This window comes from Thalassococcus sp. S3 (assembly GCF_004216475.1).
Classification (GTDB): Bacteria; Pseudomonadota; Alphaproteobacteria; order Rhodobacterales; family Rhodobacteraceae.
Genome location: NZ_CP022303.1, coordinates 3,085,398 through 3,105,475, shown reverse-complemented (window position 1 = coordinate 3,105,475; position 20,078 = coordinate 3,085,398). Strand labels below are relative to the sequence as shown.

At 63.3% G+C, this 20,078-nt stretch carries 21 protein-coding genes; 16 read left to right on the top strand and 5 right to left on the bottom strand.

Translation table 11 applies throughout. The annotated features are described in order from the left end of the window. Position 1 precedes the first annotated feature (1 nt). The 10 genes from CFI11_RS15350 (at position 2) to CFI11_RS15305 (ending at position 10,731) form a co-directional block, all read left to right on the top strand. Positions 2-577 (top strand): thioredoxin family protein, encoded by a 576-nt coding sequence (locus CFI11_RS15350; protein WP_130407467.1) that lies wholly within the window; start codon positions 2-4, stop codon positions 575-577. A gap of 112 nt (positions 578-689) precedes the next feature. Continuing rightward, positions 690-1,142, top strand: a complete 453-nt coding sequence (gene soxX, locus CFI11_RS15345; RefSeq protein ID WP_130407465.1) for a sulfur oxidation c-type cytochrome SoxX — start codon at positions 690-692, stop codon at positions 1,140-1,142. Between the two features lie 35 nt (positions 1,143-1,177). Continuing rightward, the gene (soxY, locus tag CFI11_RS15340; RefSeq protein ID WP_130407463.1) at positions 1,178-1,597 is read left to right on the top strand and encodes a thiosulfate oxidation carrier protein SoxY; all 420 of its coding nucleotides are present in this window, start codon (positions 1,178-1,180) and stop codon (positions 1,595-1,597) included. A gap of 20 nt (positions 1,598-1,617) precedes the next feature. Continuing rightward, entirely contained in the window at positions 1,618-1,947 is a 330-nt protein-coding gene (soxZ, locus tag CFI11_RS15335) for a thiosulfate oxidation carrier complex protein SoxZ (protein ID WP_130407461.1), read from the top strand. 30 nt (positions 1,948-1,977) lie between these two features. Further along, a complete protein-coding gene (soxA, locus tag CFI11_RS15330; protein WP_130407459.1) occupies positions 1,978-2,817 on the top strand; it encodes a sulfur oxidation c-type cytochrome SoxA in 840 nt (279 codons plus the stop codon). Positions 2,818-2,905: 88 nt separating this feature from the next. After that, positions 2,906-4,603 carry a thiosulfohydrolase SoxB gene (gene soxB / locus CFI11_RS15325; protein WP_130407457.1) on the top strand — a complete coding sequence of 566 codons (1,698 nt, stop codon included), beginning with the start codon at positions 2,906-2,908 and terminating at the stop codon, positions 4,601-4,603. 22 nt (positions 4,604-4,625) lie between these two features. Further along, a complete protein-coding gene (gene soxC / locus CFI11_RS15320) occupies positions 4,626-5,870 on the top strand; it encodes a sulfite dehydrogenase (protein WP_130407455.1) in 1,245 nt (414 codons plus the stop codon). Further along, positions 5,854-6,876 (top strand): c-type cytochrome, encoded by a 1,023-nt coding sequence (locus tag CFI11_RS15315; protein ID WP_130407453.1) that lies wholly within the window; start codon positions 5,854-5,856, stop codon positions 6,874-6,876. The genes soxC and CFI11_RS15315 overlap by 17 nt, the downstream gene beginning before the upstream one ends. 619 nt (positions 6,877-7,495) lie before the next feature. Continuing rightward, on the top strand, positions 7,496-8,656 hold the full coding sequence (locus CFI11_RS15310) for a TAXI family TRAP transporter solute-binding subunit (protein ID WP_130407451.1): 1,161 nt from the start codon (positions 7,496-7,498) through the stop codon (positions 8,654-8,656). A gap of 86 nt (positions 8,657-8,742) precedes the next feature. Continuing rightward, a complete protein-coding gene (locus CFI11_RS15305; RefSeq protein ID WP_130407449.1) occupies positions 8,743-10,731 on the top strand; it encodes a TRAP transporter fused permease subunit in 1,989 nt (662 codons plus the stop codon). A 53-nt stretch (positions 10,732-10,784) separates the two neighbouring features. Here CFI11_RS15305 and CFI11_RS15300 read toward each other — a convergent pair whose 3' ends face one another. Genes CFI11_RS15300 through CFI11_RS15285 form a run of 4 tightly spaced genes read right to left on the bottom strand, consistent with a single transcriptional unit; the run spans position 10,785 to position 13,673 of the window. After that, positions 10,785-11,762 (bottom strand): alpha-ketoacid dehydrogenase subunit beta, encoded by a 978-nt coding sequence (locus CFI11_RS15300; protein WP_130407447.1) that lies wholly within the window; start codon positions 11,760-11,762, stop codon positions 10,785-10,787. Continuing rightward, positions 11,759-12,721, bottom strand: a complete 963-nt coding sequence (locus CFI11_RS15295; protein WP_165390278.1) for a thiamine pyrophosphate-dependent dehydrogenase E1 component subunit alpha — start codon at positions 12,719-12,721, stop codon at positions 11,759-11,761. The genes CFI11_RS15300 and CFI11_RS15295 overlap by 4 nt, the downstream gene beginning before the upstream one ends. Before the next feature lie 2 nt (positions 12,722-12,723). After that, positions 12,724-12,975, bottom strand: a complete 252-nt coding sequence (locus tag CFI11_RS15290) for a lipoyl domain-containing protein (protein WP_130407443.1) — start codon at positions 12,973-12,975, stop codon at positions 12,724-12,726. Then, entirely contained in the window at positions 12,972-13,673 is a 702-nt protein-coding gene (locus tag CFI11_RS15285) for a 2-oxo acid dehydrogenase subunit E2 (protein ID WP_165390277.1), read from the bottom strand. Before CFI11_RS15285 ends, CFI11_RS15290 begins: the two co-directional genes overlap by 4 nt. A gap of 150 nt (positions 13,674-13,823) precedes the next feature. Here CFI11_RS15285 and CFI11_RS15280 point away from each other — a divergent pair, with 150 nt between their 5' ends. The 5 genes from CFI11_RS15280 to CFI11_RS15260 all read left to right on the top strand — a co-directional run bounded on the left by CFI11_RS15280 (position 13,824) and on the right by CFI11_RS15260 (position 17,880). Then, entirely contained in the window at positions 13,824-14,810 is a 987-nt protein-coding gene (locus tag CFI11_RS15280) for a TRAP transporter substrate-binding protein (RefSeq protein WP_165390276.1), read from the top strand. Beyond that, the gene (locus tag CFI11_RS15275) at positions 14,807-15,289 is read left to right on the top strand and encodes a TRAP transporter small permease (RefSeq protein ID WP_130407437.1); all 483 of its coding nucleotides are present in this window, start codon (positions 14,807-14,809) and stop codon (positions 15,287-15,289) included. The genes CFI11_RS15280 and CFI11_RS15275 overlap by 4 nt, the downstream gene beginning before the upstream one ends. After that, on the top strand, positions 15,286-16,569 hold the full coding sequence (locus CFI11_RS15270) for a TRAP transporter large permease (RefSeq protein WP_130407435.1): 1,284 nt from the start codon (positions 15,286-15,288) through the stop codon (positions 16,567-16,569). The genes CFI11_RS15275 and CFI11_RS15270 overlap by 4 nt, the downstream gene beginning before the upstream one ends. Then, a complete protein-coding gene (locus CFI11_RS15265) occupies positions 16,562-17,008 on the top strand; it encodes a MarR family winged helix-turn-helix transcriptional regulator (protein WP_130407433.1) in 447 nt (148 codons plus the stop codon). Before CFI11_RS15270 ends, CFI11_RS15265 begins: the two co-directional genes overlap by 8 nt. 68 nt (positions 17,009-17,076) lie before the next feature. Further along, positions 17,077-17,880, top strand: coding sequence for an SDR family NAD(P)-dependent oxidoreductase (locus CFI11_RS15260; protein WP_130407431.1), 804 nt, complete (start codon positions 17,077-17,079; stop codon positions 17,878-17,880). A gap of 66 nt (positions 17,881-17,946) precedes the next feature. Here CFI11_RS15260 and CFI11_RS15255 read toward each other — a convergent pair whose 3' ends face one another. Then, a complete protein-coding gene (locus CFI11_RS15255) occupies positions 17,947-19,155 on the bottom strand; it encodes an FAD-binding domain-containing protein (protein ID WP_130407429.1) in 1,209 nt (402 codons plus the stop codon). Between the two features lie 145 nt (positions 19,156-19,300). Here CFI11_RS15255 and CFI11_RS15250 point away from each other — a divergent pair, with 145 nt between their 5' ends. After that, positions 19,301-19,930 (top strand): ATP-dependent Clp protease proteolytic subunit, encoded by a 630-nt coding sequence (locus CFI11_RS15250; protein WP_130407427.1) that lies wholly within the window; start codon positions 19,301-19,303, stop codon positions 19,928-19,930. Positions 19,931-20,078: the final 148 nt, after the last annotated feature.

Genomic DNA, 20,078 nt, shown 5'->3' with positions numbered 1-20,078 from the left:
GATGAGACATTGGATAGCCGCGATGGCCGTGGCGCTGGCGCTGCCGGCGGGCGCGGGAGAGCTGGGCGATGACGGGCTGCACAAGGCGGCGTGGATGCGCGACACGTTCAAGGATCTGGGTGAGGATCTGGAAGAGGCGAAGGCGGAGGGCAAACGGCTGGCGCTGATCTTCGAACAGCGCGGCTGCATCTATTGCACCAAGATGCACGAGGAGGTGTTTCCGAGGCCGGAGATCGCGGCGTATATCGAAGAGAATTACTTCGTGGTGCAGTTGAACCTGCATGGCGACACGGAAGTCACGGATTTCGACGGCGATACGCGCAGCGAAAAGGCGATGGCGCGGAAGTGGAACATCCTCTTCACGCCCACGATTCTGTTCCTGCCGGACGAGGTGGAGGAGGGTGCCACGGCACCGCAGGCCGCAGTGGCGGTGATGCCGGGGGCGTTCGGGCCGGGCACCACGCTGGATATGTTCACCTGGGTGAAGGAAGAGCGCTATGCCCTTGATGGAGATGAGGATTTTCAGCGCTATCACGCCCGCCGCATTCAGGAGCGTAACAACGGAAGCACGGATTGAGACAGAACAATCAATTCACATTCATGAATTTGTTGTTGCGTAAAAGGGGCGGTGTGCCCTACGGTATACAAAGCCAGACCACGCGGGAGACGTGGCCGCCAAGGGAGGGAATATGAGACGAATTGTGACAATCGCCGCGCTGTTTTTAGGGCAGGCGGCCTGGGCCGGAGACGTGGTTGCCCCGGCGGATGTGTCCTATGACGACGGGATCGTGGAGGCCTCGCTCACGGGCGTTGCCGGAGATCCGGTGGCGGGCAGAGAGACCTTTGCCAACCGAAAGCTGGGCAATTGCCTGGCGTGCCACATGAATTCGGACATGCCGGAGGAATCCTTTCACGGAGAGGTCGGGCCGATGCTGGACGGCGCGGCGGACCGCTGGTCGGAGGCGGAGCTGAGGGGGATCGTGTCGAATTCGAAGATGATGTTCGAGGGCACGATCATGCCGGCCTTTTACGTGGATGCGGGCTATACCCGCCCGCTGGACGATTTCGCGGGCACCCCGATCCTGACCGCACAGCAGGTCGAGGATGTGGTGGCCTATCTGATGACACTGAAAGAGGAGTGAGCCGGTTCGGCTGACGCTCGGAGAGGAGACGAGACATGGAATTCTCAAGACGAGAGACGCTTGCATTGGGCCTGGGGGCGGCTGCCCTTGTCGGGCTGCCGATGCCGGCCTGGGCCTCGGCCACGGATGAGGCGATTGCGGCCTTCACCGGCGGCGCGGATGTGGCCGAAGGCGGCGTGACGCTGACGGCGCCCGAGATCGCGGAGAACGGGAACACGGTGCCGATCGAGGTCGATGCACCGGGTGCTACGGCGATCCTGATCCTGGCGGCAGGCAACCCGCTGCCGGGCGTGGCGACGTTCAACTTCGGCCCGCTGGCGGCGAGCCAGTCTGCGTCGACCCGGATCCGGCTGGCGGAGACGCAGGAAGTCGTGGCGGTGGCGAAGATGTCCGATGGCAGCTTTGCCAAGGCGTCATCGACCGTGAAAGTCACAATCGGCGGCTGCGGCGGCTGAGCCTTTAGAGGAGAGAGAACATGGCATCTGGTGTCAAACCCCGCGTGAAGGTTCCGAAATCTGCGGCGGCCGGAGAGGTGGTCACGATCAAGACGCTGATCAGCCACAAGATGGAAAGCGGCCAGCGCAAGGACAAGGAAGGCAACGTCATCCCCCGCTCGATCATCAACCGCTTCACGGCGGAATATAACGGCGAGATGGTGGTGGATGTGACGATTGAGCCCGCGGTCTCGACCAACCCGTATTTCCAGTTCGAGACGAAAATTCCCGAAGCCGGTGAGTTCAAGTTCACCTGGTACGACGATGACGGGTCGGTCTACGAGACCATGAAGGCGGTCGCGATCGGCTGAGGCCGACGCGACAGGGAGGAGAACAAGACAATGGGAACGAAATGGGTAACCCTGACCGCCGCGATTGGCCTTGCGGCGGGGATGGGGATGGCGGGAGAGGATGCAACCCTCACCGTGAATGACGAGATGACGCTGGTGACCAAAACGAAGGCGCCGGCGCATATGGAGAATGTCGACGAGATCTATTCCGGCTGGACCTTCCGGTCGGACGAGACGCAGGCGCTGCAGATGGACGATTTCGACAATCCGGCCTTCGTGTTCGTGGACACGGCGATGGACCTCTTCGACACGCCGGAGGGCACGCAGAACCAGGCCTGTTCGTCCTGCCACGAGAGTGTGGAGGATTTCGCGGGGCTGAGCGCGACGCTGCCGAGGGTGAATGCCGACGGAGAGCTGGAAACGCTGACCGAGCTGGTCAACGGCTGCCGGACGGAGCGGATGGGCGCGGAGGAATGGAAATATTCCGGTGCGCAGATGTCGGCGATGACGGCGCTGATCAGCCTGCAATCCCGCGGGATGCCGATGAATGTGGCCATTGACGGACCGGCACAGAGCTTTTGGGAGGCGGGTAAGGAGCTTTACTATACCCGCGTCGGGCAGCTCGACATGGCGTGCAGCAATTGTCACGAGGACAATTACGGCATCATGATCCGCGCCGACCATCTGAGCCAGGGTCAGATCAACGGCTTTCCGACCTACCGGCTGAAGAACGCCAAGATCAACACGACCCATGGCCGGTTCAAGGGCTGCATGAAGAACATCCGCGCCACGCCTTACAAAGAGGGCGGGGACGAGTTCAAGGCGCTGGAGCTCTATGTGGCGAGCCGTGGCAATGGATTGTCGGTCGAGGCACCGTCCGTCCGCAACTGAGTTTTGCCCGCGCGACCCTGGGGCCGCGCGGGTTTTTCGCATCTAACGCATTCACACATGCGCATGTGTGTCTGATTGAGGAAGAGACATGATTTCACGCCGCGACTTTCTTCAGGTCTCGATGGCCGCCTCGGCGCTTTATGGTGCGTCAGGGTTCGGGCAGTGGGCAAGGCTGGCCGCACAGCAGGCGCTGACGCAGGACCAGCTTTTGCAGTTCGACACGTTCGGGAATGTCTCGCTGATCCATGTGACGGACATCCACGCGCAGTTGAAACCGATCTATTTTCGCGAGCCGCAGGTGAATATCGGGGTGGGCGTGAATGCTGGGCAGATGCCGCATATCACCGGCGCCGAATTCCGGCGGGCATATGGCATAGACGATGGAAGTCCGTCGGCCTATGCACTGACATATAATGATTTTTCCGCACTGGCCCAGTCCTATGGAAAGGTCGGCGGGCTGGACCGGGTGAGCACGGTCATCAATGCGATCCGGGCGGACCGGCCCGATGCGCTGCTCTTGGACGGGGGCGATACCTGGCATGGTTCCTACACCTGCTATCAGACGCAGGGGCAGGACATGGTCAACGTGATGAATGCGCTCAAGCCGGATGCGATGACGTTTCACTGGGAGTTCACGCTGGGCTCGGACCGGGTGAACGAGATTGTCGAGGGGCTGCCCTTTGCCGCCCTTGGTCAGAACATCTTTGACGCGGAATGGGACGAGCCGGCAGAGTTGTTCAAACCCTACGAGTTCTTCGAACGCGGCGGGGTGAAGGTGGCGGTGATCGGGCAGGCTTTCCCGTATATGCCGATTGCCAACCCGCGCTGGATGTTCCCGGAATATTCGTTCGGTATCCGCGACGAGAACATGCAGCAGATGGTCGATGAGGTGCGCGCACAAGGTGCCGAATTGGTTGTGTGCCTGAGCCATAACGGCTTTGACGTGGACAAGAAGATGGCGGGCGTTGTGACGGGCATCGACGTGATCCTGTCGGGGCATACCCATGACGCGCTGCCGGAGCCGGTGCAGGTGGGCGAGACGTTTATCGTAGCCTCAGGCTCGAACGGGAAATTCGTCTCCCGCGTGGATCTGGATGTGCGCGACGGGCGGATGATGGGAATCCGGCACAAGCTGATCCCGGTCTTCAGCGACGTGATCGCACCCGATCCCGTGGTGACCAAGCTGATCGACTCGGAGCGCGCGCCGTATGAGGAGACCTTGAGCGAGGTGATCGGGCAGACCGAAAGCCTGCTCTACCGGCGGGGCAACTTCAACGGCTCGTGGGACGATCTGATCTGTGACGCGCTGCTGAGCGAACGGGAGGCGGAGATTGCGCTGAGCCCCGGCGTGCGCTGGGGGCCGTCGATCCTGCCGGGGCAGAACATCACGCGCGAGGATATCTGGAACGTGACCTCGATGTCCTACGGCGAGGCTTACCGCACGGAGATGACCGGGGAATTCCTGCATGTGGTGCTGGAGGATGTGGGCGACAACCTCTTCAACCCCGACCCATATTATCAGCAGGGCGGCGACATGGTGCGGGTGGGTGGCCTTGGCTATCACATCGACATCTCGAAGCCGCAGGGCGAGCGGATCACCGAAATGACGCTCTTGAGCACCGGAGAGCCGATTGATCCGGCGCGCAACTATGTCGTCGCGGGCTGGGCCAGCGTGAACGAAGGCACGGAAGGCCCGCAGATCTGGGACGTGGTGGAAAACCACATCCGCAAGCAGGGCACCGTGAGGCTGGAGCCCAACAATTCCGTCAAGATCACCGGCGTCTGAGCCGGAACCGGAGGTATTCGAGATGAGCAATCAGAAACCCTCGCGTCGTCAATTCCTGGCCGGAGCGGCCGCCGTGGGCGCGGCGAGTGCCGCGCAGGCTGGGGGCGACCCGCTGATAACGGAGGTGCAGCCCTGGGCGCAGGGACTGGGCGACGGGGTCGATGCGACGCCTTACGGGCTGCCGATTGAATATGAGGCCGATGTGGTGCGGCGGAACGTGGAATGGCTGACGGCGGACACAATCAGTTCGATCAACTTCACGCCGATCCACGCGCTGGACGGGACGATCACTCCGCAGGGTTGCGCGTTCGAGCGGCATCATTCAGGCGCGATTGAGCTGAAGAAAGAGGATTACCGTTTGATGATCAATGGCTTGGTCGATCAGCCGCTGATCTTCACCTATGCCGATCTGGAGCGGTTTCCCCGCGAAAACCACGTCTATTTCTGCGAATGCGCGGCCAATACGGGCATGGAATGGGCGGGCGCGCAGCTCAATGGCGCGCAGTTCACCCACGGGATGATCCACAACATGGAATATACCGGCGTGCCGCTGCGCAAGATTCTGGAGGAGGCCGGATATCAGGCGGGAGGCAAATGGGTCTATGTGGAGGGGGCGGATGCGTCCTCCAACGGGCGCTCGATCCCGATGGAGAAGGCGCTCGACGATGTGCTGGTCGCGTTCAAGGCCAACGGGGAGGCGTTGCGGAAAGAGCATGGCTATCCGGTAAGGCTCGTCGTGCCGGGCTGGGAAGGCAACATGTGGGTCAAGTGGCTGCGCCGGGTCGAGGTGATGGACCAGCCGGTGGAGAGCCGGGAGGAGACCAGCAAATACACGGACGTGCTGGACAACGGCGTGGCGCGGAAATGGACCTGGGCGATGGATGCGAAATCGGTCGTGACCAGCCCCAGCCCACAGGCGCCGATCACCCACGGCAAGGGGCCGCTGGTGATCACGGGGCTCGCATGGTCGGGGCGCGGGGCGATCACGCGGGTCGATGTCTCGAAGGACGGCGGGATGACATGGGAGACGGCACGGCTCGCCAAGCCCGGAGAGAAGATGGCGCTGACACGGTTCTATCTGGATACGGACTGGGACGGGCAGGAGATGCTGCTGCAGAGCCGGGCGATGGATGACACAGGGTACATCCAGCCGACCAAGGCGCAGTTGCGCGAGGTGCGCGGGCTGAATTCGATCTATCACAACAATTGCATCCAGACCTGGTGGGTCAAGGAGAGCGGAGAGGCGGAAAATGTCGAAGTTTCTTAAGGGTTTGGCGGCCGCTCTTCTGGTGCCTGGCATGGCGTGGGCCGAAGGCTACGGGCTGGGACGGCCCGCGCTGCCCGAAGAGATCGCGGCGTGGGATCTGGATGTGAGCCCGGACGGCACGGGCCTGCCGGAGGGCTCGGGCGATGTGTGGACCGGGGAGGAGCTTTTTGCGGATGCCTGTGCCAGTTGCCATGGGGATTTCGCGGAAGGCGTGGGCAACTGGCCGAAGCTGGCGGGCGGTATGGATACGCTGGATCACGAGGATCCGCTGAAGACGGTGGGGTCCTACTGGCCGCATCTGTCGACGGCGTGGGATTACGTGAACCGCTCGATGCCGTTTGGGAATGCGCAGAGCCTGGAGCCGGACGAGGTTTACGCGATTGTGGCGTATATTCTTTATTCCAACGATCTGGTGGACGAGGATTTCACGCTGAGCCACGAGAATTTCCTGGAGGTGGAAATGTACAACACCGACGGGTTCATCCTGGATGACCGGGCAGAGACGGAATACGCGATCTGGACGGGGGAGCCCTGCATGGAGAACTGCAAGGACAGCGTCGAGATCACGATGCGCGCGAGGGTGCTGGATGTTACCCCGCAGGACGAGGGGATTCAGGCGGTTGCGGAAGTGGCGGCAGAGCCCGCCGCGGAGCTGAAGCCGAAGCTGGAGGTCGTCGCGATTGATCCCGAATTGCTAAAGGCGGGAGAGAAGGCGTTTCGCAAGTGCAAGGCCTGCCATCAGGTCGGCGAAGGGGCAAAGAACAAGACCGGCCCGGAGTTGAATGGCATCGTGAACGCAGCAGCAGGATCAGTGGACGGGTTCAAATATTCCAAACCGATGGCCACCGCCGGAGCGGAGGGGCTGGTCTGGACAGAGGCGGAACTGGCGGCGTTTCTGGCCAAGCCCAAGGCCTATATGAAAGGCACGCGCATGGCCTTTGCCGGGTTCCGCAAGGACGCAGAGATCGAGGCGGTGATCGCTTATCTGCGGTCGTTCCCGGAGTAGGAAGAGCCCGCCCGTCTTGGCGGGCGGCAGGGCTGTCCTGCGCAGTCGCAGGCCAGGAAGCAGGGCGCCCCTTTTCGGGCGATCAAGCCCCACACAGCGGGGCGAGAGCGGAGCCTGTCGCCTGGCCCTTTTGTCCCTGCCCGCACCGCCGTTTTTTGGCCCGTCCCTGAAAACCAACCTTTTGCGGCGCCCGAGGATCGCGTGCCGTCAGAACGGTGTTCGCGGCCGAGACGCCCCGCGCCGGATCCTATGGTACGTTGCGTCAGACTTCATACGCCGGTTTGTGATCGGGATTTCTGGTTGCGATTGAGATTGGGGATGGATTGCCGGATTTGGAGTAACTTTCCTTTTCAAGTACAATATAGTTAACGGCCTTCCTTAAACTTATTTCAGAGGTTCTGAAACGCTTTTCCGCCGCCTGCCCAGACGCGGAATGGGCCCCATGTCCCGATCTAGTTGGTTGCATCACTAAGCATACTGCGCAAACCTCTGACCCACGGTCACCTTGCCTATGGGAGGAACGACACTGGCTCCACGCGGCGCGACGCGCCCGGAGCGAAGGCATGGCGGCTGAGGTCCGCGGCAGATGCCGGCAGGACAAAACAGGGAGGAGAGATCAATGCGAATTACCATCATGGCGGCAGCCATCTGTGCCGTTTCGGGGCCGCTTTTGGCCGAGGAGGTCAACCTGCCGTCGCAGCTGGCCTGGACCGCCTATGGCACCGGTTCGGCGGGCTATAACCAGTCGGTCGCCATCGGCGCGGCCCTTCAGGAGGCGACGGGCATCAATCTGCGCGTGCTGCCGGGCAAGAACGATATCGCGCGTACCGAGCCTTTGCGTCAGGGCAAGGTCCAGTTCTCGGCCAACGGGGTGGGCGGCTCGTTCATGGCGCAGGAGGGCGTCTTCCAGTTCGGCGCTGAAAACTGGGGTCCCCAGCCTGTCCGCATCCTGGCCGCCAACAACGGCGGCGCGGTCGGCCTGTCGATGGCCGTGGCCGCAGAGGCCTGCGAGAAGGCCGGAAAGCCCGGCTGCGAAGGGTTCGAATATTCGGATCTGAAGGGCATGCGCGTTGCTTACGTGAAAGGCGCACCGGCGCTGAACGTCAACAACGAGGCCTATCTGGCTTATGGCGGCCTGACCTGGGACGATGTCGAGATCGTGGAGTTCGGCGGCTTTGGTGACAGTTGGGCCGGGATGATCGACGGAAGTGTCGACGCGGCCTTTGCCTCCACCAATTCGGGACGTGCCTATGAGGCCGAATCCGGTCCGCGCGGTGTCTTCTGGCCGCCGATTGATCCGGACAACACCGAAGGGCTGGCCCGAATGCAGGCCATCGCGCCGTTCTTTGCGCCCATGACGGCGGTTGTCGGGGCGGGCATTGATGGCACCGACGGCGTGCCGACGGCTGGATATGCTTATCCGGTTCTGATGACCTATGCAGCGCAGGATGCTGATCTGGCCTATAACATGACCAAGGCGATGCATGTGCTGTTCGACCAATATGACGGCAATGCGCCGGGTATCGGTGGATGGGCGCTGGACAAGCAGAACTTTGAATGGGTCGCCCCCTACCACGACGGCGCTGTCCGCTATTACAGCGAGATCGGCGCCTGGTCGGACGCGGCACAGGCGCATAACGATGGCCTTGTCGAGCGGCAGGCCGCGCTGATGGCGGCCTGGGAAGAGCTGAAAGCCGAAGGCCCGGATGACTGGGAGGCGGCCTGGAACGCCAAGCGCCGAGAGGCTTTGGAAGCGGGCGGTTTCGACGTCGTTTTCTGATCGGACTCAAAGACGAAACAGGCGGGCGCGTCAGCCCGCCTTCAGCCTTGCGCCGGGAGCACCCGGACTGAGCGATCGAGAGCGACATGACAGATACGAGCGAGGTTCGGACCCGCGGCGAAGCCGCGCTGGACGCCGAACAGAAATCCGAACGGCTGGAATTTTCCGGACCCGCGCGATGGACGATCATCGTGGTCACGCTGGTTGCGATCGGCATCGCGATAAACCAGCTTTTTAATCTGCGGATCGGTGGCTATTCCTTTCTGGAGGGGATGTATCTTTACGTCCTGGCCGGCCTTTTCCTCAGCCTGACCTTCATCACCTTCCGCGCCTATGGGCCACCCTCGCCACGCGTGCCTTGGTATGATTGGTGTCTTGCAGCGGTGACCCTCGCGGTATGCGCCTTCTTTGTTGCAACGGCGGGAGAGAGCCTGGACAGTGGGTGGGAATATGCCGCGCCGGAACGCGCCGTCTGGGCGTCGATTGTCCTTTACCTACTTATTCTCGAAGGAACGCGCAGGGCGGGCGGCATGGTGCTCTTCTGTGTCGTGCTGCTTTTCTCGCTTTACCCTACATTCGCCGAACATGTGCCGGACCCGCTGAACGGGTTTACCCAGCCGTTCACGGATGTGATCCCGTATTTCATGATCTCGTCGGAGGCGTCTTTCGGGATCCCGATGCGCGCCTTTGGAAATCTTGTGATCGGGTTCATCCTGTTCGGGGCGGTGCTGCAATTCACCGGGGGCGGCAAGTTCTTCAACAACCTCGCCATGGCAGTGGTGGGCGGCTATCGCGGCGGTGCTGCGAAGGTGTCGATTTTCGCCTCGGGCTTCATGGGGTCGATGTCTGGGTCTGTGATCTCGAACGTGCTGACGACCGGTGCGGTTTCGATCCCGGCGATGCGGAAAACCGGCTTTGCACCGCGATATGCCGCCGCGACCGAGGCTTGCGCGTCGACCGGTGGCGTCCTGATGCCGCCGATCATGGGGGCCACGGCCTTTGTCATCGCCTCATGGCTGAGCCGTCCTTACGTCGAGATTATGCTGGCCGCCGCGATCCCCTCGCTGCTTTATTTCTTTGGCCTCTTTGTCCAGATCGACGCCTATTCGGCGCGCCGAGGGCTGAAAGGATTGCCACAGGAGGATCGGCCACGCGCCTTGAAGACCCTTGCCGATGGTTGGCTGTATGTCGCGGTATTTGCCCTCTTGATCTACCTGATGGTTGCGTTTCGCTGGGAGACCACGGCGCCGTTCTATGCGGTTGCCCTTCTTCTGATCGTCAACCAGTTCAGGCCGGGTGACCGCGTGTCGCTGAACGGGCTTTTCAGCATTATCGCCTCGGTCGGGCGCACGCTGGCCGAATTGGTTGCGGTGCTGCTTGGCATTGGCATGATCGTGGGGGCGTTCCAGGCGACTGGCCTGACGGGGCCGCTGGCCAATGAGTTGGTCTACGCCGCTGGCAACTCGCTGCCGATGCTGCTTTTGATGGGGGCGGTGACCTCGTTCATCTTCGGAATGGGGATGACGGTGACGGCCTGTTACATCTTTCTTGCGGTCGTGCTGGCCCCGGCGCTGGTGCAGGCGGGGCTGAACGAGCTCGCCGTGCATCTTTTCATCCTTTACTGGGGCATGGTCAGTTTCATCACGCCGCCGGTGGCGCTGGGCGCGTTTGCCGCGGCGTCGATGGCGGGGGCCAACGCGTTCAAGACCGCCTTTGAGGCGATGAAGCTGGGCGGTGTGATCTACGTGGTGCCGTTCTTCTTTGTCCTGAACCCTGCGCTGATCGGGCAGGGCGCGCTGGCAGAAGTCATCGTGGTGCTGATCTGCGCCCTGATGGGGGTGTGGTTCATTTCCTCGGCCTTGCAGGGTTATGTCAGCTTCGTCGGTCCGCTGCATTCAAGCACGCTCAGCACGGTGATGCGGGCCGTGCTCCTCTTTGCGGGTCTGATGGTTGCCGCCCCGGTGGGCGGCGTGGCGGGGCTGAACCACACGGTGCTGACCCTCACGGGGTTCGCGGTGGCGCTGGTTCCGTTCCTGGTGGCCTGGCGCGCGGGGGCGGAGAGGTCCGTGGCGTGAGCGCGCGCCCGGGCCCGCGCCAGGTTGGCTGAGAGGGCGGGGCGCGCACCCGTTCACGCTTGGTCCGCGACAAGCCTCCGCGCGGCGTCGGCGATGCGATCTTCGCTTGGCAGGTAAGCGGCCTCAAGCTCTCGCGCGAAGGGGGTCGGGATGTCAGGCGCGGTCAAGCGGGTGATCGGCGCGCTGAGATCTGCAAAGGCCTTTTCCGCCAGGATCGCCGCGAGGTCGTTGATCGACGCCCCGCGCCCGATCGCCTCGGACAGAAGAACCACGCGGCCTGTCTTGGCGACCGACGCCAGGATCGGGTCGAGTGTCAGCGGATAGATGCGGCGAAGGTCGATGACTTCGGCGGAGATGCCATCCGCTTCAAGCGTCCTGGCCGCCCGGAGCGCACGTTTCAGCATCAGAGCCGATCCGATCAGTGTGACGTCGGAGCCGTCCCGCACGATTACGCTGCCGGCAGATGCGTTGGCGGCGCCGTCCGGGTCAATTTCGCCCTTGCCCGCATGGTAGAGCGCCATGTGTTCCATGAAGAGCACGGGGTTGTTGTCGCGCACGGCGGCGCGCATCATGGCGTAGGCATCGGCGGGGTTGGATGGGGCAAAGACCTTCACCCCCGGCACCCCGACGAGCCAGGAATGGTGGTCATAGGCATGGCCATGGAACGGGCCGATCCCGTATTTCACCCGCAGCACCATCGGCACGGATTGGGTGCCGCCGGAATAGTAATGCATCGCGCCGGCGTCGAGGAATTGCTGCATGACCAAGGCCAGGAATTCGCCGAACATCAGATCGACCACCGGGCGCTTGCCCTGCATGGCCGCCCCTACGGCGAGGCCCGCGATCGTGCCCTCGGACATCGGCATATCGATGACCCGGTCGGCGCCGAATTCGTCGAAGAGACCGGCAGTCGAGCGCAAGGGACCGCCAAAGCGCCCGATATCCTGGCCCAGGAGAAAGACGTCACGGTCCGCACGCATCTCATCGCGCAGTGCGGCGACGGTGGCTTGCTGAAAGGTCATCCGGCTCATCCGCGCGCCTCCGCAGCGAAGACGTCCGCGACATCGAGCGCGGAGGCATCGGGCACCGGATCGGCCAAGGCCGTCTCGAATGCGGCGTTCACCTCGGCCACGAGATCGGCATCGAGGGCGTCCATCCCGGCCTCGGTCATCACCCCTTCGTCAATGAGGTAACGGCGGTAGCGCGCGACCGGGTCCTTGGCCCGCCAGGCCGCGATTTCGTCCGCGTCGCGGTAATCTTCGGCGTCGGAGTAGAAATGCCCGGCCACCCGGTAGGTTCGCGCCTCGATCAGGGTCGGACCTTCGCCGGCGCGGGCACGGGCAATGGCGGCGTCCATCGCGCCCCGCATGGCCAGCACGTCGTTTCCGTCAACGGTGTGTCCGGGCATGCCGAACCCGTCGGCACGGGCGGCAATCGACCCACCGACCCCGCCGGAGAGCGGGGTGGAAATGGCGATCTGGTTGTTCTGGCACACAAAGATGATCGGCAGTGTCTGAACGGCGGCCATGTTCATCGCCTCGTGGCAGTCGCCCCGGCTGGATGTGCCATCGCCAAAGACGGCGAGCGCGATGTCGTCGCGACCGTCCAGCTTTGCCGCGAGAGCCGCACCCGCCGCATAGCCCAGAGGGGGGCCAAGCGAACCGCCATAAAGGCCGATCAGCCCCAGTTCCGGCGGCCCGCAGACATCGGACCTGTGCCGGCCCTTGTGATAGGCGGTGGATTTGCCCAGGAACCCCGCCATCAGCCGTGACATGTCGGCGCCCTTGGCCAATGCCGCCGTGACCGCGCCCCGGTAATGCGGGGCAACGACGTCCCGGTCCCGAAGGCCGTAATAGACGGCAGCAGTGACCGCTTCCTCGCCCTCCAGCCCGTGCCAATGCCCGTCATGCTTGCCTAGCACCTGGTCGAGCGCGCGGGTCAGGCTCATCAGCCGGTACATGCCCTCAAGCACCTGATTGTCCTTGCGCATCGTCATGCCCCTGCCGGCCGGTACTGCCCGAGGATCGTGCCCGCCGCGACCTCGGTGTCATTGGCCACCAGGGTTTCGACCAGTGTGCCGTCCTCGGCGGCATCGACTTCCATCGACACCTTGTCGGTCATGATCTCGACGAGGGTATCCCCGGCCTTGAAGGCGGCGCCGGTCTCGACGAGCCATTCGACCAGCGTGGCCTCGGTCACGCCTTCGCCCAGATCGGGCAGCGTTATGTCTTTGAGATCGCTCACGGGGTGTCCTTTTCCGGTTGGGGGCTGAGAAGGGCCCGGGGATCGGCCAGCCGATCCGAGAGGTGGTCGAGAAACGCATTGGCCTGTTCGCCATTGATCGCGCGGTGATCGAAGGTCAGCGACAGCGGCAGAATGTCTGCGCTCTTGATGCTGCCCTGGCGCACCACCGGTTCGGCGCGAATGCCGGTCGCGGCGAGGATCGCCAGTTGGGGCAAGGGCAGGAGAGGCGTGGCATAGCGCGGCGTCCGGGCGCGCCCGGCGCTGGAGAAGGTGAAGGTGCCGCCTTGCATGTCCTGAGCGGACAGCGCCTTGCCCCGCGCACGGTCGGCGAGGGCCCGGGTGCGGGCGGCCATGTCGAAGGCGTCGATGCCGCCGATATCGCTCAGGACCGGGGCCATCAGCCCACCATCCTGCAGCGCGATGGCCAGACCGATGTTGATGTCTTCGACACGGTGCAGCGTGTCGCCCTCAAGCCATCCATTGAAGGCGGGATGGCCCTGGAGCGCGCGGGCAAGGGCGGTCAGCACGAAATGCGACACGGTCGGTGCCGCGCCCTTGGCCTTCAGCTCTGCTCGCAACGCGGTCAGAGCGGTGACATCGGCATCGGCGAACACCGTGCAGTGCGGAGCGGTGCTCCAGCTGTGCGACAGGGCCTTGGCCAGATGCCGCTGCATCGGGGGCAGCCGGGTCTCAGCCATTCTGAATGGATGGCCAGCGCCATGAAAGATAAAGCGACATCGCGAAACTCCTCCCAGATTCCACTCGACAGTTTGTAACATATGTTATTAATATTCTGTCAATGGCCTTCTTGTTGCTTGCATCGATTTGGCCATAATGGGAGGAAAATTATGGATTTTTTCAAAAACATCGCCGCAGGGGCGATTCTGGCCTGTTTGGCCGGAGCGCCGTCCTGGGCGCAGGACGTGACCTTGACGCTGGGGCACGTGGCCCCGCCCAACACCAGCTATCAGGCGGCGGCTGAGCGATTTGCCACAGCGCTTTCGGAGCTTTCGGAAGGGGAGATGGCGGTTGATATCGTGCCGGGTGCTGCGCTGGGCGGTCTGGCGGAGCTTTGGGCGCAGACCCGGTCCAGCGCGCTTGATCTGCATCTGATCGACATCGGCGGCGTGATCGCCATGAAGGAAGGTCGTGCGTTTCTGGTGACCTGGGCGCCGTTCCTTTTCAACGATCAGGCCCATTTTCATCGCTTTGCCGACAGCGATCTTTTTGTGGAGATGATGTCCGGGATGGAGGAAGCGACAGGCATCAAATATCTCGGTTATGTCGGGGATCGCCCGCCCCGGATCGTGACGACGGCCGAAACGCCGGTTGCAAGCCCGGAGGATCTGGCGGGGCTCAAGATCCGGACGCCGCAGCATCCCTTCGTGATTGCCGCATTCGAGGCCTGGGGTGCCAGCTCTTCCCCCATCGGCGCGGCGGAGTTGCTGATCGCCCTCAAGACCGGCGTAGTGGACGGGCAGGATAACGGGATCACCGATTTCATTGGGGGCGGCTATGCCGAGGCCAACAAACACCTGACGCCGCTGAATTATATTCTGTCGGGGCTGGGGGTGTGGATGTCGCCCGGCAAATGGGCCGAGATGAGCCCGGACCAGCGCAACTGGCTGACGGAGGCTGCCCGGCGGGCAGGCGAGGATGGCAAGGCGATCCACGACGCCGAGATCGCGGAGGCCTATGCGGGCCTGGACGGCTTGGGCGTCACGGTGACGGAGCCTGACCTCGACGCGTTCCGGGCGGCGATTGCGCCGTGGATCGAGGCGGCGGATGGCAAGGCCTGGCCCGAAGGTCAGTACGACCTGATCAACGGGCTATGAGCCGATCGGTGGGCGGCGACAAGCTGGCCCGGCTGCGCAGCTTTGTGTCACGGGGGCTGTTGGTGGCGGTGACGCTTGCGCTTGCCATGCTCATCCTGCTGGAGGTCTATCAGATCACCCTGCGCTATGTGCTGGCGCAAAGCCTGCCCTGGGGGCGTGATGTCGCGGGTCTGCTGCTGTTCACGCTGGCCTGGCTTGGCCTGCCCCTTTTGTGGCTGGAGCGGAGCCATCTGAACGTGCTGCTCTTCCGGATGTCGGCGGCGCGCGCGCGGGCATGGGACAGGGGCCTCGACGCGGTGGCCTGCGTCGCGGCCATCGCGTTGAGCGGGTACATCTGGCAGGCGATGGAGAGTTTCCGTTTCATCGACATGCCGACCCTGGGTGTCAGCGCGGAGATCCGGTTCTATCCATTGTTTGCCGGCAGCATCCTCTTCGCCCTGGCGGCGGCCCTGAACCTTACCGAGCGGCGCGCCTCATGATCGAGGTAGGATTTACCATGGCGGTCATGTTGGGGCTGATGTTCCTTCGCGTGCCGGTCTTTCTGGCGATCGGTTTGGCCGCGGGCGCCTTCGCGCTCGCCTACGCGCCGATCCTGCGCGGAGACGTTCTGGCACAGACCTTTCTGAGGGGCCTCGACAATCAGGCCTTCAGTGCCATCGCTTATTTCTTTGCGGCCGGGGCAATCATGAATGCCGGCGGGATGAGCACGCGGCTTCTGGAACTGGCGCGCGCGCTGATCGCCCATGTACGCGGCGGGCTCGCCCATGCGAATATCACGGCCTCGGTCATCTTCGCAGGTATCTCGGGATCGGCGGTGGCGGATGCGGCTGCCGTGGGCTCGGTAATGATCCCGGCGATGGAGAAAGACGGCTATTCGCCCGCCTATGCCGCCGCCGTGACGGCAAGTTCGGCGACCATCGGGCTGATGATCCCGCCGTCGATCCCCATGGTGGTCTTTGCCCTTTTCACCCCGGCGGATGTGACCGATCTGTTTATCGCCGGTATCCTGCCGGGTCTTCTGATGGGGCTGTTCCTGCTGGTCGCCTCGATCCTGCTGGCCCTCCGGCGCGGCTATGCGGCGCATGAATGGCAGGGGCTGGGGCGGATCTGGCGCGCGCTGAGGTCGAGCTTTCTGGCCCTGATGATGCCGCTGCTGGTGATCGCGGGCATGCTGACCGGGGTGGCGACGGTCAATGAAATCGGCGCGCTTGCCGCGATCTATGCCATGCTCGTCTCGATGCTGGTTTATCGCGACGTGCCGGTGGCAGAGTTGGTGCAGGCCCTTGCCGTGGCCGCGCGCGATGCCGCAAAGATCCTGATCATCATCGCGGCCTCGGGCGCCTTTGTCTGGATTTCCGCAAGGGTCGGTCTGTCGCTGGAGATGGCGGCCGGGATCACCGATCTGGCCCTTGGTCCGACGGCGTTGCTGGCCCTGATCGCGGTCCTCCTGCTGCTTCTGGGCATGGTGCTGGAGCCCGTGACGCTGCTGGTCGTGATCGCACCGGTGATCGCCCCCGTGGCGATCCTGGCCGGTGTCGATGTCGTGCAGCTTGGCGTTGTGTTCATCCTGGCCTCCGCGATAGGTCTTGTGACCCCACCGGTCGGTGTGCTCTTGTTCGTGACGAGCGCGCAGGCGCGGGTGCCGCTGACCCTGGTGGTGCGCGAAAGTCTTGTTTTTCTGGCAGCCCTGCTGCTGCTTCTGGCGGCCGTGGTGGCGTGGCCAATGTTGACACTTGGATTGGGCAGCCTTCTTGGATAGCGACGCTGAAAACCGACAGACCGATGCAATCGAAACGCTGACCTTCCGGTTCATCAAGCTGGGCAACAAGATCGCTGCAAGCTTTTCGGATTACGGCAACAAGCACGGGATCATCCTGTCGGAATGGCGCTGCATCATCTGGCTGGCCGCGATGCCGGGGTCTTCGGGGCAGGATACGGCGCACGGCACGGCGATGGATCGGATGAATGTCAGCCGCAATCTCCGGTCACTTGAGAAGAAGGGGCTGGTGACCCGCCGGGCCGACGATCAGGACGCAAAGCGTTGGCTGTGGGAGCTGACACGGGCCGGGCGCGACATATACGAGGCGATCATGCCTTACGCCGCCAAGCGCGACCGGAGGATCACCGAGGCGTTCACCGCCGCCGAACTCTCCGCGCTCAACAAGGCCCTGACCAAGGCCATGGAAGCGCTGGACTAAGCCCGCTTTGAGATCGGAACATATAGCGTCCCGTGTGTAACATAATTTACAAATTGAGGAGCCCGAAGATGACGTCGAGGGATGAGGTCAAGGTCGCGATTGTCACCGGAAGCGCGAGCGGTATCGGTCTGGCGGTCACGCGCGAGCTGGCGGCCCAAGACTACCGCGTTTTCGCAATCGACAAGGTGGACGGGTTTCGGGAACCGCTCAGCGCCGAAGAACAATCCCGCATAACGCCCATCGCCGCGGACCTGACGGATGCGGAGGCCATCGACGCGGCCTTCGCCCGTATCACGGCGGAGACGGGGGCGGTTTCCTTGTTGGTCAACAACGCGGGTACTGCGGATATCTGCCTGATCGAAGACCTGACCCTGCAGGACTGGAGCCGGGTCTTCGCGGTCAATCTGACCGCGGCGCTGCTGTGTCTGCAAAAGTCCCTGCCGCTCTTGCGCGCGGCGGGCAGGGGCAGCGTGGTTAACGTGTCTTCTCTGGCGGGCAAGCGCATGTCCTATAACGGAGGCGTTGCATATACGGCGTCGAAATCGGGCCTTTTGGGGCTGACGCGGCACGCCGCGTTCGAATTCGCGCGCGACAACATCCGCGTCAATGCGATCTGTCCGGGGCCTGTTCTGACCCCGATGATCCTTGAGAATACGACCCAAACCGAGCGAGACGGCGCCCAAGTGAAAATGCCGCTGGGTGAATGGGTTATGCCAGAAGATATCGCACATGCGGTGATGTTCCTTGCAGGACCGGCAAGTGCGAAAATGACGGGAACGACCCTGGACGTCGATAGTGGATTTCTGGTCTCGAACGGGACGGCCTATGCGGAGTATTTCAAGCATCGCAAGGGGGCGTCAGGGGGGCGATAGCCCCGCGAAGGGCGGCAGCAAGCGGAGCCTTTGGCCCCGCTTGAGATGACGTGCCATGCGGGCTTCTTACACAGTCTGGAGGCCGCGCAGTCCGGCCAATAGGCGCGGGATCTTTTCCTTGAACCGGAAGAAGCCATGCGTGGCATGTGGCCAGGCGGCCTCGTCATAGGGGCGAAGGGCGCGGATCAGGGTGGTTCGGTCAGTCAGGCGCGCTTCGGCCCGGCTGAGTGCGGAGGCTTCGGGGCCGACGGGGGCGTATGGGGTGACGATCTGGTCGAGCCGCTCGGCCTCGGCCCATTCGGCGATGTCGGTGATGCGGGGGATGGGCCCCAGACGGTGAGAGAGGCGCTGGGTCAGATCGTCGATGGCGCCCTCTTCGAAGTCGAGCACACGCGGAGAGAGGGCGAGCGGGCTGAGATCCGCGCGGTGGGAGATGACGGCGACGCAGGCAGGTTCCAGCCCCTGGTCGAGCAGGAACCCGGGGCTGAGATCGTCGGGCGTGATCAGAAGACCGGTGCGCAGGTCGGAGCGCCAGCGCCCGCCGGTGGGCGCGGGGCGGCGGTCGGGCGGGAGCGGTGCGTTGAGAGGCGGCGCGGACCGGGCAAGCTGGCCGGAGGGGTTGAAGCGCCCTTCGGTGTATTTCGCGATGTTGTCGGGGCGGGCGAGGTAGGTTTTGCCACGGGTCTGGATGCCGCCCACCCAGCGCCAGCCCAGCGTGTTGGAGGCCGGATCGCCGTCCAGGAGGTGACGCAGGAAGAAATCGGCGCCCAGTTCCCAAGGCAGGTCCAGCGTGAAGATCCAGATGGAGGCGAACCACATACGGGCGTGGTTGTGCAGATAGCCGGTCTCGACCAGCTCATGCGCCCAGTGGTCGAAACACGCGATGCCGGTCTGGCCGAGGCAAGCAGCCTCCCACCGGGCGCGCAGGCCAGATTGGGTCTGCACGGCGTCTAGAGTGGCGCGCAGTCCGCGCTGGTAGTCGTCCCAGACGGAGGGGCGCATTTCCAGCCAGCCTTTCCAATAGGTCCGCCAATAGACCTCCTGGATGAATTTCTCGGCGGTGGAGGGGGAGAAGCGACCGAGGACGGCCTGGATGACCTCGGCCTCGGTGATCAGGCGATGGCGGATATAGGGGGAGAGCGTCGAGACGCCGTCATGCCGTTCGGGACCCAGATCGTAGTTGCGGCGGCTGGCATAGGCGCTGCCGGCCTTGGGCAGAAAACGCTGCAGACGTTCGAGGGCGGCGGTACGGGTGGGCGTGAAATCTGAACTCATGCGGGGCAGGTAGCGGGCGGGGCGGAGGCTTCAATGGCACGGCTTCGCCACCGCTGGCCCTTGCAGCCCCCCGGAGCCAGGACTAAGACTCCCTTAACCAAGCGCCGGGTATGGTCCCGGCACCTTAGCAAAGCAGGCGGCGCACATGAACAATCCAGTCGAAACCTACATGAACCTTGTGCCCATGGTGGTGGAGCAAACCAGCCGGGGCGAGCGGGCCTATGACATTTTCTCACGCCTGCTGAAAGAAAGGATCGTGTTCATCAACGGACCGATCCATGACGGCATGAGCCACCTGATCGTGGCCCAGCTTCTGCATCTGGAGGCGGAGAACCCGTCGAAGGAAATTTCGATGTATATCAACTCCCCCGGTGGCGTGGTGACGAGCGGTTTGTCGATCTACGACACGATGCAGTACATCAAGCCCAAAGTGTCGACGCTGTGCATCGGGCAGGCGGCCTCGATGGGGTCGCTGCTGCTGGTGGGTGGAGAGCCGGGCATGCGCTTCTCGCTACCAAACTCCCGCATCATGGTGCACCAGCCGTCGGGCGGTTATCAGGGGCAGGCGTCGGACATCATGATCCACGCGGCGGAGACGCAGAAACTGAAGGACCGCCTATACGATATCTACGTGCGTCATACGGGCCAGACCAAGAAGGCGGTCGAAAAGGCGCTGGATCGGGACAATTTCATGAGCCCGGAAGAGGCCAAGGAGTGGGGGCATATCGACGAGATCGTCGAGTCGCGTCCGAAAACCGATGGCGAGGATGCGTAAATTCACGGCGGTTTGAAAACCCTGTGCCCTCTCCCGGCGGAAGGGGGCACATTTTGCGATTGTGGTGCCGGAACCGCTGCCCTAAGCTGCCCCAACGGTGGGTCGAGGCGCCCCGAAACGGGGCATTGGCAGAAGGCGAAGCCTGAAA